Here is a 13,747-nt window from a genome sequence, read left to right as displayed (position 1 = left end):
CAAAATCGCGCTTGAAAAAGTGCTGCGCAAGCTGCAGGCTGCGTAAATGAATTAGAAAATGAGAACCACGATGGCCAGAAAATCAATTGAACTCCCCGAACGCTTTCTATTTACCACTGAATATATCGTTTTATACTCCGACGTGAATGTGGCCAATCATCTTGCTGCGGATCGTATCCCGGCAATTGCCATTGAAGCGCAACTACGTTTTATTATTGCCTTGGGCTACGAGCACGCTACGGCATTTGAAGAAGCGGGATTGATCATGGCTCACTCTGAGATTTCTTACATCTCGGAGACGGACTATGGTGACCACCTCGCAATCGACGTTACTGCCTGTAATTTCACTGCCAAAAGCTTTGATTTACTGTTCAGCTTGCGTAACGTAAGCAAAAATAGAGAAGCGGCAAGAGTAAAAAACACCATGCTGTTTTTTGATTATAAGCGAAAATCCGTTTGCCCAGTGCCTGAAAGTTTTAAGGCAAAAGTCGCGAGCATGTGACGGAAAGTAAAATCGTATGAGGCGAAGCGCGTGAGAAGAAAAGCAATATTGAGCTTGCTGGGGATTTTACTAAACAGCGCAGTCCAGGCTGAGGACTTGAAAACGGGCCAGTTGCCGCGATGGGAACTCGGTGGCGGTTTGGCATTTTTTCACCTGCCCGATTATCCTGGTGCCGATCAAGACCGCAGCTACGCTTTGCCATTTCCCTATGTGATTTATCGCGGTGAACGTCTAAAGGCCGACAGGGAGGGTTTGCGGGGCATGGTATTTGAACACCCGCTCTGGGATCTCGATATTTCTGCTGGCGGGAGTTTACCGGTAAATAGCGCTGATAATAGTGCCCGTGAGGGCATGGACGACCTCGACTTTAGTTTTGAACTAGGACCTTCGTTGCGCCTTAAGCTGCATGATAGTGCAATGGAAAAAATACAGCTGCGGTTTAATTTGCGGGCGCTCTTGGCGGTGGACGGCTTTCCGGCAATGAACTATGAAGGTTGGGTGTTTAATCCAGAGTTACGCTGGGGCCGGCGCTTAAGTGACGCTTTCTCATTGCGGGCAAGTGTGCAAATGCGCTATGGCAGCGCGGATTACCATGATTATTTTTACGGCGTTGGGCCGCGTGACGCCACTGCTGTTAGGCCGCTCTATCGGGGTAGCTCCGGCTACAATAGCAGTGGCGCAGGCCTCAATTTGCGATGGCACGCTAAGTCGAATTGGCGAGTAATGCTGGGCCTGAGCTACCTCGATCTTCATGGCGCGAGCTTTGACGATAGCCCGTTATTTCGGAAGAATAGCGGCGTGTATTTTGGTTTTTCAGTGTCTCGTATTCTATGGCGCTCGAGCGTAAAAGTGGACAGCAATACGCAAGACTAAGGCTTACTGAAGGCCTATCGCTATTACGCTACAATACGCGGCCTCAGCTTTGCACGTCAGGAATCCCGACATATGCCCCACTCTACCCACCTTAGCGCAACTGTTATTGGCGGTGGCCCCGCGGGCTTAATGGCCGCGGAGCAACTGAGCGCAGCGGGCTATGCCGTGGCAGTCTACGACAGCATGCCAACGGTGGGGCGCAAATTCTTACGTGCCGGTATTGGTGGGCTTAACCTCACCCACAACGAAGCGTGGCCAGATTTTGTCGCTCGGTTCGGCGATCGCGCTAGCGACTTACGGCCCTGCCTCGATGCTTTTGACGCTAATTCCCTGCGCAATTGGGCGGCAGATTTAGGCGTTGAAACCTTCGTCGGTAGCTCCGGTCGCGTGTTTCCTGTTGAAAAAAAAGCTGCGCCGTTACTGCGGCGCTGGTTGCAGCGGCTGCGTGCTAGTGGCGTGCGTATTCACCATCGCCACCACTGGCAGGGCTGGAATGCGGAAGGGGAACTTGTGATTCAAGGTCCTGAGCACAAGCTAGAGGTTAATCCGGATATTACGGTATTCGCCCTAGGCGGCGGCAGTTGGTCGGCACTCGGCTCTACTGGCAATTGGCTGGGACTGTTTGAACAGCGCGGCATACAGTGCGCCCCGTGGCGGCCCAGTAATTGTGGTTTCGAATATCCTTGGCGACCAGAGTTTATCGCTGAATATGCTGGAGCGCCCCTAAAAACGATTGCCATCAGTGTGACCGATACAAGTGGCAAACTTTGGCGACAACAAGGCGATGCGCTTGTGTCTGCCTATGGTATTGAGGGAGGGCCAGTCTACGGTGTGTCGGCGGCCATTCGTGATGGCATCGCGGCGCACGGTCAATGCACGGTATTTTGGGATCTTGACCCAGACCGCAGCCTAGAAAAATTGCAGCAGGCAATTGCCAAGCGCCGTCCTAAAGATTCCCTCGCCAATGTGCTGCGCAAGCAGTGCGGTTTGTCTGGTGCCAAACTGGCCTTATTAAAAACGCTAACCAGTAAAGCGCAAATGGCAGATATAAACGCGATACCGGCTTTGATTAAAGCCTTGCCGCAAACCTTGTGCAGCACCCGCAACTTAGACGAAGCCATTAGCACCGCAGGTGGCCTTTGCTTTAGCGAGCTCGACGAGGACTTTATGCTAAGAAAACTGCCGGGCACCTATTGTGTTGGTGAAATGCTCGATTGGGAGGCCCCCACCGGCGGCTATTTGTTAACCGCCTGTTTTGCCAGCGGTCACTGGGCGGGTGCCGCCGCAGTGAAACGATTAGCGTCTACCCAGCCTGCCAAACACGCTTAAATGATTTAACACGGAGATACGGACCATGGCGATGATTGAGTTTTCCGCCGAAGAAAAATCCCTGATAATTGATAAGATACAGCGCTATTTTGTCGCTGAATTAGATCAGGATATTGGCAAATTTGAGGCTGAATTTCTTATCGATTTTTTTGCAGAAGAAGTCGGCGCCTATTTTTATAATCGCGGGCTCAACGATGCCAAGGCCGTACTCGAGGAAAAGTTAGCTACTATTTCAGACGACTTGTATGAAATAGAGAAGCCAACTAATTTTGTGCGTTAGCTGATAACTCTAAAATTGATGGCGCCGCGCTGTAATTTCTCTGCAAGGATCTTCGTCAAATAGCATTATCAATGGCTTTCCTACTTGCTGTCCGGTTTAAATTTTACCGTGTTGCTAGGAACGACAATGTGAATACGGTTGCGTTATTATGCGTGGCTAGGCTAATGCCAGCTAAATAGAAAAGGACGCGCATTTGGAACAGCTCAAGCTAGCGGAATTACTGACCTTTACCGGCCGCAGTGTAGTGCTGATGCCCAGCGATGCCAGCGCCCGTCAGTGTCGTGAGCACATCGCGCAGCTGCGTGGCAGTCATGACCAAGCCTTTATCGAAACCATTACCGTCATGCCGCTGGATCAGTGGTTTGCCGAGTTATGGGACGCCAGCTTTCCCGCTAAACAAGTGCTGCGCCCTATTCAATTACTGGCCTTGGCCAGGGACATTATTGAGTCCAGTAGTTACTTTCCCGAAAACTGTCTAAATAGCATGGCGATTGCTCGCCAGTTTGTAGATGCCTTTCAGCTGCACGCCCAGTACCGTCTGAGTAGCGACCGGGAATATTATTTATTCTCGCAAGAATACCAAGCCTTTCATCAGTGGCAGCAAGCGTTACAGGAAAAGCTTGATGAGCAGCAGGCGCTGAGTGCCCAGCAATTGCCGGCGGCTTTATTGCCTATGCTTGCTGAGGGCAGTTTAGAGTTGCCCGATCAGTTAATACTGAGCACCGAATTGAGCCTTAGCCCAGCACCACGGCATTTTATTGAGCAATGTGCGCAAGTGCTGGCCATTAAACAGCTGACTATTGAGGGTTTTAACGGCACGCCGCATTTTCAATCGGCAGCGCAGTTGACTCAAGAGTGTGAAGCACTTACGGCATGGCTGGGCGATTACCTAAGCGCCGAGGGTGAACACGCCAATAAACTGCTCGCGGTGTTGGTGCCGGATATGAATCAATACCAGGCGGTTTTGCAGGCGGTGTTGCAGCGTCAGCTCTACCCAAGCGGATTGTTCCCCACCGCGGATACTCAGCCTAGGGAGCCTTGGCTTTTTGATGGCAGCGAAACGCTATTGTCGTACCCCTTAATTAAATCGGCTTGGGATCTAATCTCGCTTGCGGCTAAGGCTATGCCGCTAGAGCAATTTAGTCGGGTATTACGCTCGCGTTTTGTGCGTGGTTGGCCGGAGGCGCGCAGTGTTCGAGCGCGCTTGGATCTGCGTTGGCGTGATCGTCTTGGCCCTGAAGCCACCCTTAAAAGTGCGCTGGCCTTGGCAAAGAAAATGGAGGAAGAGGAGCCTGCGGTCAGTGATTTTCTTCACGATTTAGCTAGCATGCTCAAGACCATGCCGGGGGCGCAATTGCCCTCGGAGTGGGTGCGGTTTTTTGATCAATTATTACTCTCTGCGGGCTGGCCGAATGCTGACGATAACGACCCCGTGGTTGAACAATGCCGCCGTGGTTTTAGTCAGGCCATGGATGTCTTTCGCGCCCTCGATCGGCAGCTGGGGCCGGTGAGCCATGACAGCGCCTTGTCTTGGCTGCAACATATTCTCAGTACCAAACGCTTCTCGGTAAGTCGTGACTGGGCTTGCCCTGTGCGAATTATGCAATACGACGATGCCCTTGGCCTGCGCTTTGACGCAGCGTGGATTATGGGTCTTGATGACGGTGCCTTGCCGCGCCGAGTTGAACCATCGCCGTTTTTACCTTTGGAATTGCAGCAGCAAGCCGGGCTAGAGGGTAGCGATCCCGGCCTGTGTTTACAGCGTGACCGCATGCTTTTAAGTAGCCTTTTGGCGTCGGCGCCGGAGGTGCACATTAGCCATTGCCGTGAAAGCGAGGTCGGTAGTCCCCAAGGTCCTTGTTCACTGTTGCCGCGTTGGCAAGACGACGAGCAGCGGGATATTGGCAATCGCTACCAAACCAGTGGTCAGGTGACGACGCCCACTAGCGATGAGGTTCGCGCGGTAGACTCAGCGCAGCGCGACAGTATTCGCGGTGGTACGGGTTTGTTTAAGGAGTACGCCAGCAGTCCGTTCTTCGCATTTTTAAAGTACCGTTTAAATCTGCGGGAATTCCCGCAGCCAGCCGAAGGTCTTGATCATCGGATACAGGGCATTTTGGTTCACGACACCATGCAGCATGTTTGGGAGCGGCTAAAAAACAAGGCGGCTCTCGATGCCCTAAATAACGTGCAGCTAGAGGCCGCCGTGCGCAGTTGCTGCGAGCAGGCGTTGCAGGGGCCGGAGTTTAGCGTCGCCCGCTTTGGCGAATCCTTATTAAATATTGAAAAAGAGCGGGTGATTCGTCTGGTATGCAGCTGGCTAGAAGAAAAAGAAAAACAGCGTCTGCAAGACTTTGAAGTGATCGCGGTTGAGCAATTAATCGAAACCAAATTGGCGGGTATTCCCTTAAGGCTGCGCATGGATCGCATTGACAATGTTGGCGGAAAGCATCTGGTGATCGACTATAAAACCGGCAGCATTAATGGCCGCTCACTTAATGTCGATAGCCTGACTGAACCTCAGTTGCCGATCTATGCTTTGGTGCAGTCGGGAGATGAAGTTAAGGACTCACTGCATATCGACGGCGTTATGCTCGCCCAGCTTAAAAGCCCAGAGGACTTAGCGATTCACATGCGTAGCAATTGGGCTAATAGCGTGATTGCTAAACGGCCGGATAAAGACAATGACGTTGATAGCCCAGATAAATGGCAGGCCGAGCTCGATGCTTGGTCAACCGCACTGCAAGGTATGGCGGAAGGTATTTTGGCGGGCAATATTCATCACGATTACAGCCAGAATTACGGTCGCAGTTTTAGTCAGTTTTTACTGCCCTTGCTGCGGGACACCGTCGAGCAGGAGGATGCCGAATGAGCAATTTTCCACGTCCGCCAGATCAAGATCAGCGCGAGCGTGCCGTTGACCCCAGCCACTCGGTATTGGTGCGCGCCCCCGCCGGTTCCGGTAAAACCGGTGTTTTGCTGCTGCGCTACTTGCGCTGCCTGCTCACCGTTGATCAGCCAGAAAAAGTGGTCGCCATCACCTTTACCAATAAAGCGGCAGGTGAAATTAAAGAGCGGGTTGTTCATGCCTTGCAAGCGGGTGCTAAAGCCCTGGGCGGCGAAAATACTGAACCACCCAGCTCAGGCTTTGAAGAAGATATTCGCGACGCGGTGAATCAGGTCTTGGTCCATGACGCTGCCCAGCACTGGTCCTTGCTAGAAAATAGTGCTCGCCTGCGGATAACCACCTTTGACAGCTTTTGCGGCAGCCTAGTGCGCCGCCTGCCCTTGTTGTCAGGCTTGGGCGCCGCTGCGCCCGTTAGCGATGCCGATTCGCTCTACCGTGAGGCGATACTCAGCCTATTTCGGCAAATGGATGCCGCAAATTGCCCACCAGCGCTGGCTGACGCCCTGCAGAGTTTATTGGCCTACGGCAGCAATCGCATCGAGACCTTGCTGCCCTTATTAGCGGCACTTTTGTCTAAGCGCGATCAGTGGTTAAAAGACGTGCTAAGTGGCGATATCGATGAAATGGAGCAGGCGCTGGCTGAAGAGGTCGCCAGCCAGTTTGAACCGGCCTGGGAGGCATTGCAGACTTTAAACATCGATCAATTAATTCGCGGCTTTGTCGAGTCTTCCGGTAGTAATGAAGCCCATTCGTGGGCGGCGGATCTGCGCTTAGCTGAAAATTTGGGCTTGGCGGATTTTGCGCTGATTCAAACTTTGGCGAGCACCATGCTCAGCGGCAAGGGTGAGTTGTATAAGCCGCGCTCTTTAAATTACGCCGGACTCAAAGCCGGTCAGCCCGGCACCAGCGAGGCCAAGGCCTGGTTGAAAAACCTCGAAGACACAGATCAGTTTGCGCAGGTATCAGAACACCTCGCCTGCATCGCCAATTTGCCGCCACCGTATTTCCCCGATAGCAGCCGAGAATTGGTTGGCCATTTCCGTCTCGCCCTCGCCTACTTACTCGCCCATCTGCGGCTCAGTTTTGAGCGCAAAGGCGGCGTCGATTTTGGCGAGATTGCTCAGCGTGCAATTATTGCCCTGAGCAGCGAAGGCGCGATTGAGCACGGTGAGGCGGTCGGCGATGCGCTATTAGTGGAAGATCGCGTGCGCCATATATTGGTGGACGAGATGCAAGATACTTCGGTTAGTCAAATCGAATTGCTCGAGGCCCTGTGTCAGGGTTGGGAAGACAATGACGGCCGCAGTTTGTTTTTCTGTGGCGATTTACAGCAATCGATCTATGCATTCCGCGGCAGTTTGGTGAGCTTATTTGACGAACTTATGCAGCGCGGTAGCTTTGCTGGTAAAACCCTTGTGCCGCTGCAGCTCAAGGCCAATTTCCGCTCTTCGCCAGATTTGGTTAACTGGGTAAACGACGCGTTTAAGGTTTTGTTTACTGACCGTGGCCGTCACTACGAAGCGGCGTTGCCCCAGCGCAGCAATGCCGGTGTGGTGAAAATTCATCCGCAAGTATTGGCGAAGGGGGTTGATGGCAAAGCGGGTGCAGCCTTGGCCGAGGCCAAGCAGATTACTGATTACTTACTGGAATTACAGGCAAGTGATGCGGAGGTGGGCAGGACGTCATCAGTGGCAATTCTGATTCGCAGCCGGAGTCATTTAAAACATATTATTCCGGCGCTTAAGGCGGCGGGTTTGGGCTTTTCCGGACAAGACATTGATAGCCTTGGCACGACCCCAGCGGTCATGGATTTTATGGCTCTGCTGCGGGCGCTCTGGCATGAGGCTGACGACGTGGCTTGGGCGAGTGTGTTACGGGCGCCCTTTGTTGGTCTGAGCTGGGACGATTTGTTGCGCTTGCGAGAAAGCCCAATGTTGCTGCGCGACGCTATTATGGACGAGGCCTTAAGCACACAACTCAGCGATGATGGCGAGCATGCTGTGAGCCGCTTGCGCAGCACATTGCAATGGTTGGAGAGCTGCCCAGAAAGCCGTGATCTGCGCTGGGCCCTGCGCAGTGCTTGGCATCTACTGGGCGGTCCGGCGTGTATTGAAACCCATCAGCAAAGTGATATTGATCGAGTTTTGCGACTTTTAGACGACTACGCGCCAGCCGGTTTACTGGAAGATATTCAGGGCTTAGAGCGCGCTTTAGAACGTTTGTTCGCTGCGCCGCCCAGTAGCACGATCGAATTAATGACGGTTCACAAATCCAAAGGTCTGGAGTTTGACGTAGTAATCTTGCCGGGCTTGGGTTCGGCGGGCCGTAATGCCGACCGCGACCTTTTAGCGTGGCAGCGGCTGCGGGGTCATATGATTTTTGCGCCGAAGCCTCAGCGTAATAATGGTGATAAAGCGGCAGACCAGCTGTACAACTATATGAGCGAGAGTCAGCGCCGCGCCCTCGACGAGGAAATGGACCGGCTGATCTACGTGGCGCTGACGAGGGCGAAGCGTGAGTTACATTTATTTGGTGTTTGCCAAATAAATAGTAAAGGCGATGTTGCCGCTAAATCAGGCAGTGTGTTGGCAAGGCTGTGGGACAGCGTCGGCGACGCCTTTGAAACGGCAGAGATTATTGAGCAAGATGACGCGGTCGCACCCATGCGGGTGCCGCTGGCGCCGCGTTTACGGGATTATCACCTTGGGCTCAACCCCGCGTGGCAGCCGCCTGAACCCGTGGTTTCGCCATTGCAGCGCGCCCAGCGCCAAACTGAGAATGCGGTGCTGGAAGACAATATCGAAGACCGCGCAGTAGGCATTGTATTTCATGAACTGATGGAGCGACTGGGTCGCGGTGGCGACAGCACGCAATGGACGGCAGATCAACGGCGTTTACGTCAGGGCGTCACTCAGCGTTTGCGCCATCACTGCCATCCAGAACCTGCGTTAGAAGACAGTGTTGAGCGTGTGCTGAGTCTACTCGATAACACGCTCAACTGTGCTAAGGGGCAGTGGATACTCGGCAGTTATCAATGGCAAGATAGCGAGCAGACTATTCGTCGTATGTTGGCTGGGCATTGGCAAACTCTCATTTTAGACCGCGTATTTATTGATGAGGGACGCTGCTGGATTGTCGATTACAAAACCGCCAGCACGCGCGGCAGTGTCGATGTGTTTTTAGCGGCGCAAGCGGAACGATATACCGCAAAAATGCAGATTTATGCACAAGCTTTACGAGCAACTGGGGTAGAATGCGCGATCGTGACGGCGCTGTATTTCCCCGCCCATCAGCGTTTGCTGGAATTAGAGGAAATTCAAGCGCTTAGCTAAGCCCGAAGTCGGCTATACGAAATAATATGAACACTAAACGGCCGATTGGCTAGTATTTAGGAATGATTTTTTACATGAAACAAGCGCTTTATTTCGGTGTTCTGTCGGTGTTGCTGGCGGGTTGCAGTCAGTTTAAAACCAGCAAGCAGCCGACACCGGTCCCTACTAACTTAGAAAGTCATGTGCAGGCGCAAAGCAACGACGTCCTGGCGGATGTGCCCACGCAGTCGTCTAAAATCGTTGGCGGCGATAGCCGCACAATGTTGCTAGGCAAGTGGTATGGCATTCGCAAAACCAACGACGGTGGTCGCAAAGAGTGGCTAACCGAGCGTTCGGCGGACGGAACCTACCGCGCTGATTTTCGTTCTACTGCCAAGAATGGCGATGTTCGCACGCAGTCTGAAGTTGGATTTTGGGGTATATCGGGCGGCACCTATTTTCGTATTTTCCGGGGTTGGGTTACCTTGGAAGGAATGAAACTGGCTGACCCCACCAATGCGGATCATTACGATGCCTACGAGATTCAGGCGTTAACCGACGATTATTTTAGCTATAAGCATGTCGCTCGAGACCGCTTATATACCGTAAAAAAAATGCCGGCAGATTTCCGGCTCCCCGTTTCGGTAAACAGTGAAAGCAAAGAGCCGCTGACGTTTAGTTATTAGTGTTTAGCCTGCCGTTAATTATAAAAACCAATGTGCGGCAAAGGGGACAAATACAGCAGTAAACGCGCCGGTTAAACACAGCGCTAAACTCGAAAACGCCCCGGCCACGGGGCTGCGTTCAAAGGCTCGCGAAGTGCCAATGGCATGCGCAGCAAGGCCCAGACAAAAGCCCCATAGGCGATCATCTTGAATACCCAGTTTATTAAATAACCACGTTATTGTGGTGATCCCGACGACTCCGGTCAAAATCACCGATGCCACTGCAATAGTGGTGATGCCGCCGATATCTTGGGTCACGGTAATGGCGATCGGCGTGGTAATGGACTTGGTGGTTAAGGACAGTAAGGTGCTTTGATTGGCACCAAACAACCAGGCCAGGATTAACGCCGACGCCGACGCAAAAATAGCACCGACCGTCACCGTTATGAGCAGAGGCCCGGCCATATTGCGCAGCAAGTGCAACTGCCGATACAAGGGCACTGCCAAAGCCACAGTGGCAGGGCCGAGGAGGAAGGTTAGCCAGTTAACATTACGGTAGTAGGCATGATAGTCCTGGCCAAAGGCCAATAGCGCAAGGGCAATCAGAGTGGCGCCGCTAATAGTGGGATGCAAAATCGCGGCGCGCCCGCTACTGCGGTAGAGCATCATGGCGGCCTGATAGGCCAGTAATGTGAGGGTGATTGCAAACAGTGGGCCGTGGACGATATCGGTCATGAGCGGCTATTCCGGCGTTCTAAAAAACGGATTAGCAGGCCGCAAAATACCAAGGTACTGACCGTGCCAAGGGTAACTGCGGCAATAAAGCCCGGCCATTGGTCGGCAAAACCGGCGCCCAGAAAAAACACCCCTGCTGCGGGAGCCATTAACAATAATGGCAGTAACTCAATCAGTTTTTGGCTGCCGGCCTCCAAGTCCTTGGGCACATTGCCGCGTACGCACAGGCCGGCAAATAACAGCAGCATGCCGATAACTGGGCCGGGTAAAGGTAGGTTAAAGGCGCGCTGTAAAACCTCGCCTATCAGTTGACAGCCGAGCAGGGTTAAAAAGCCTGCCAGCATTAGCGCTTAACCATGGGCAGCGCGCTGACAATGGCGCACAGCCCCAAGCCGATAAAGGCGAATAGCGACCAGTTGGGCATACTTAAACCAAACAGTGTCCACACAATTTCCGCGCAATTTCCGTCGCCAATCATCAGGGTACTAAAGGCTTCGCTAAAAGGCAGATTAGCAAACATATACTCGAGGCTTGGGCCGCAGGCTGGAGCTTGATCAGCGGGTAGGCCTTGTAACCAGACCTGTCGGTAGGCTACTGCGCCGCCGAAACCGGTAAATAACAGCATTAAACCAGCACTAAAATAACGGCCTTTTTGCTGGGGGTGAACGATCAGCGCGGTGAGCGCGACCAGGGCAGTTAAGACAAAAAAGGCGCGCTGAGTAATACACAGTGGGCAGGGATGAAGCCCATCAAAGTATTGCGTGTACAGGGCATAGCCCAGCAGTGCGGAGCAGCAAGATACAATAAACGCATAAATCCAACGGGATGTGAGTGGCATAGTGGGTCTCTCCGTGAGCGCCATACAGTAGGGGATTATCTGAAAGCTGACAAGTCCGACCTTAGCCGGGTGGTTTAGTGCGGCGTTAACGCGAATTCATCGCATAATTGTGCGACGAGTTGCGGGTATAAGGCCGTGAACTGCTGGTTAATTAAAGGCAGTAAGCATGCCAATTCTGGGCCGCAATGATTGAGTGGATTATCGCGCTTAACCCTTTGGCCAATGCGACCCAACATGGCTTCAATATTATGCCAGTTGTCCATTTTACTTAGAACATCGTACTCGGCCAGAAATCGAATCTGACGTTTGGCGGCATTGGGGTAATCATCGCTGCTCGCTAATAGGCGTTGGTAACTTTGTGCGGTGAAACTACTTAATTCCTGAGAGTAAAAATCTTGCCAATTCACACTTAGGCAATGATCAAAACACACGTCGAGCATAATGCCGCCAAAACGTCGGTAGCCGCTTGGTAGTGATTCTAAGCAGTGGCCAACCAGTGGATGGCTGTCGGTCAGGGCGTCAATGCGCCGGTGCAGGCGAATGCCGGTTTCCCAGGTGCTGGGGTAATCGCCACGTAGCGGGCCTTTAACAAAGTCTCCGAGCAATCCGCCCACTAGTAGTCCGTGCGTGTCTAAGTTGCAGTGCTCAGATACTTCTTGGGCCAGTAAAAAGTGGGCGAGGTAATTCACAGCGCTTGGTATTGCTCGTAGAAACGCGCTAGGTAATCCTCAAAATTTTCGCCTGCTTGTTCCGCCTCCAGTTTGGCCTGCGCGGTCAATGATTGCTCCTGCATGCGCTTAAAGCGGGCCGCCTCAGCCGAGCGCAGGCCGCGATCGCGGAAACCTTTGGCGTGAATCTGGGATTGCGCCATGGCGTAGTGGTAGTAGGATTCCACGCCACTCTCGAGTTCGGCCACAATTTTCGCAGAGGGCGTAAGCGCTGAATTGTGAACTTTAGCCAACTGTTGGGCGCAGCTCTCGCGGTAATCGCTGCTGCTGTGGGCAGTATCTAATTGCGCGGCGATTTTGCCAATGCCGCCGATAAGCTCTTCGGCCCACGCTTGCAGCGCGCGAGGTTGGCCATTTTGATTTAGCTGTAGGCCTGGCTCCCGGCCGCGGTTGACCACATCCAATAAATTGGCGCTGATTTCGGCGTTATTGTCGTCGTCACATGGTGGGCTGTCTTGGTATAAGCAAAACAGTAAGAAGGCGTCGATAAAACGAATTTGCTCTGCATTGATGCCCAGCGGCAACATAGGATTCACATCTAGGCACCGTACTTCAATGTATTCGACGCCGGCACGGCGCAGGGCGCCAATTGGAATTTCGCCGCTTTGGGTGACGCGTTTTGGCCGAATTGGGCTGTAAAATTCGTTCTCTATTTGCAGCAGGCCGCTCGACAGCTGCTGGTCGTGAGGGAATTTTTCGTAGTCAGGGTGTGAGGTAGTGATACCCCGGCGCAGTGTTTCGACATAGAAGTCGAGGTGGTTGTAGCAGATATTCAGATTTTTTTGGGCGTCACTTTGGTAGCCCAAATCGCCCATGCGTAGCGATGTGGCGTGTGGGCCATAGAGGGTGTAATCGCCGCAGGCTTGTAATTGGTGGGGGCGGCCGTTTAAAAAACAGCGGGAAACCGCCGGGGCGGCACCAAACAGATACACCAATAACCACGCGTAACGACGGAAATTGCGAATCAGGCCGAAATAACTATTGGTGATATAGGTTTCTAGCAGTAGTTCACTACCATCGGCGGCGTGCAGTTCTGCCCACAGTGATTTCGGCAGAGAAAAATTATAGTGAATGCCCGCAATGGTTTGCATTTTGCGGCCGTAGCGGTGACCCAGCCCCAAACGGTAGCGGGTTTTCATGGTGGCGGTGTTGCTGCTGCCGAAGCGAGCCACGGGGATATCGTCGTCGCCTTTGCCTAACCGGCAAGGCATACTCGCATTCCAAATGATCTCGTCGTTGAGTTCACTGTTGGCAAAGCGGTGAATGGCGTCGAGTTCGTCAAGGGTTTCATCAATTGAGGCGCTTACTGGGGTGATAAACTCAAGTAGGGCTTCAGAAAAATCGGTGGTTATCGACGGGTGGCAAAGTGCCGAACCGAACGCGGCGGGGTGATCTGTTTGCGCGAGCATGCCGTCGGGGTCGGCGCGCAGGCTTTCTTTCTCAATGCCGCGCATAATTTGGCGCAGTAGATGTTGTTTGGGTTCTGCTGCAAAAAAAGCCAGTCTTTGTTCTAACGATGCGGCCAAAATGGCATCCTCTGCGGAGCATAAAAAGGCCGCTCAGTGTAAATCCGCGCCA

General features: G+C 52.9%; 12 protein-coding genes. 7 read left to right on the top strand and 5 right to left on the bottom strand.

From position 1 onward, the window contains the following. The first annotated feature begins 70 nt into the window (after positions 1-70). From ABD836_RS07430 to ABD836_RS07400, 7 genes are all read left to right on the top strand, one after another. Positions 71-502, top strand: a complete 432-nt coding sequence (locus ABD836_RS07430; protein ID WP_344934097.1) for a thioesterase family protein — start codon at positions 71-73, stop codon at positions 500-502. Positions 503-532: 30 nt separating this feature from the next. Next, the gene (locus ABD836_RS07425) at positions 533-1,375 is read left to right on the top strand and encodes a MipA/OmpV family protein (RefSeq protein ID WP_344934094.1); all 843 of its coding nucleotides are present in this window, start codon (positions 533-535) and stop codon (positions 1,373-1,375) included. A gap of 72 nt (positions 1,376-1,447) precedes the next feature. Further along, positions 1,448-2,704, top strand: a complete 1,257-nt coding sequence (locus ABD836_RS07420) for a BaiN/RdsA family NAD(P)/FAD-dependent oxidoreductase (RefSeq protein ID WP_344934092.1) — start codon at positions 1,448-1,450, stop codon at positions 2,702-2,704. Between the two features lie 25 nt (positions 2,705-2,729). Then, positions 2,730-2,984 (top strand): DUF2164 domain-containing protein, encoded by a 255-nt coding sequence (locus ABD836_RS07415; RefSeq protein ID WP_344934089.1) that lies wholly within the window; start codon positions 2,730-2,732, stop codon positions 2,982-2,984. A gap of 193 nt (positions 2,985-3,177) precedes the next feature. After that, a complete protein-coding gene (locus ABD836_RS07410; RefSeq protein ID WP_344934087.1) occupies positions 3,178-5,856 on the top strand; it encodes a PD-(D/E)XK nuclease family protein in 2,679 nt (892 codons plus the stop codon). Then, the gene (locus ABD836_RS07405; RefSeq protein ID WP_344934084.1) at positions 5,853-9,224 is read left to right on the top strand and encodes a UvrD-helicase domain-containing protein; all 3,372 of its coding nucleotides are present in this window, start codon (positions 5,853-5,855) and stop codon (positions 9,222-9,224) included. The genes ABD836_RS07410 and ABD836_RS07405 overlap by 4 nt, the downstream gene beginning before the upstream one ends. Before the next feature lie 74 nt (positions 9,225-9,298). Next, positions 9,299-9,889: a hypothetical protein gene (locus ABD836_RS07400; RefSeq protein ID WP_344934082.1), complete on the top strand. Its 591-nt coding sequence runs from the start codon at positions 9,299-9,301 to the stop codon at positions 9,887-9,889. A gap of 18 nt (positions 9,890-9,907) precedes the next feature. Here ABD836_RS07400 and ABD836_RS07395 read toward each other — a convergent pair whose 3' ends face one another. From ABD836_RS07395 to gshA, 5 genes are all read right to left on the bottom strand, one after another. Continuing rightward, entirely contained in the window at positions 9,908-10,603 is a 696-nt protein-coding gene (locus tag ABD836_RS07395) for an LrgB family protein (protein WP_344934078.1), read from the bottom strand. Then, positions 10,600-10,947, bottom strand: a complete 348-nt coding sequence (locus tag ABD836_RS07390; protein ID WP_344934076.1) for a CidA/LrgA family protein — start codon at positions 10,945-10,947, stop codon at positions 10,600-10,602. The genes ABD836_RS07395 and ABD836_RS07390 overlap by 4 nt, the downstream gene beginning before the upstream one ends. Continuing rightward, positions 10,947-11,441 (bottom strand): disulfide bond formation protein B, encoded by a 495-nt coding sequence (locus ABD836_RS07385; RefSeq protein ID WP_344934074.1) that lies wholly within the window; start codon positions 11,439-11,441, stop codon positions 10,947-10,949. The genes ABD836_RS07390 and ABD836_RS07385 overlap by 1 nt, the downstream gene beginning before the upstream one ends. Positions 11,442-11,515: 74 nt before the next feature. Beyond that, on the bottom strand, positions 11,516-12,130 hold the full coding sequence (locus tag ABD836_RS07380; protein WP_344934071.1) for an acyl carrier protein phosphodiesterase: 615 nt from the start codon (positions 12,128-12,130) through the stop codon (positions 11,516-11,518). After that, the gene (gene gshA, locus ABD836_RS07375) at positions 12,127-13,695 is read right to left on the bottom strand and encodes a glutamate--cysteine ligase (protein WP_344934069.1); all 1,569 of its coding nucleotides are present in this window, start codon (positions 13,693-13,695) and stop codon (positions 12,127-12,129) included. The genes ABD836_RS07380 and gshA overlap by 4 nt, the downstream gene beginning before the upstream one ends. Between the last annotated feature and the right edge of the window lie 52 nt (positions 13,696-13,747).

Source organism: Zhongshania borealis (assembly GCF_039539625.1).
In the GTDB taxonomy this organism is placed as follows: domain Bacteria; phylum Pseudomonadota; class Gammaproteobacteria; order Pseudomonadales; family Spongiibacteraceae; genus Spongiibacter; species Spongiibacter borealis.
This window is presented reverse-complemented; position numbering and strand designations above follow the sequence as displayed.

Coding starts and splice junctions, on each gene's coding strand:
- ABD836_RS07430 (WP_344934097.1), top strand. CDS start 71: ATGGCCAGAAAATCAATTGAACTCCCCGAACGCTTTCTATTTACCACT.
- ABD836_RS07420 (WP_344934092.1), top strand. CDS start 1,448: ATGCCCCACTCTACCCACCTTAGCGCAACTGTTATTGGCGGTGGCCCC.
- ABD836_RS07415 (WP_344934089.1), top strand. CDS start 2,730: ATGGCGATGATTGAGTTTTCCGCCGAAGAAAAATCCCTGATAATTGAT.
- ABD836_RS07405 (WP_344934084.1), top strand. CDS start 5,853: ATGAGCAATTTTCCACGTCCGCCAGATCAAGATCAGCGCGAGCGTGCC.
- ABD836_RS07400 (WP_344934082.1), top strand. CDS start 9,299: ATGAAACAAGCGCTTTATTTCGGTGTTCTGTCGGTGTTGCTGGCGGGT.
- ABD836_RS07395 (WP_344934078.1), bottom strand. CDS start 10,603: ATGACCGATATCGTCCACGGCCCACTGTTTGCAATCACCCTCACATTA.
- ABD836_RS07390 (WP_344934076.1), bottom strand. CDS start 10,947: ATGCTGGCAGGCTTTTTAACCCTGCTCGGCTGTCAACTGATAGGCGAG.
- ABD836_RS07385 (WP_344934074.1), bottom strand. CDS start 11,441: ATGCCACTCACATCCCGTTGGATTTATGCGTTTATTGTATCTTGCTGC.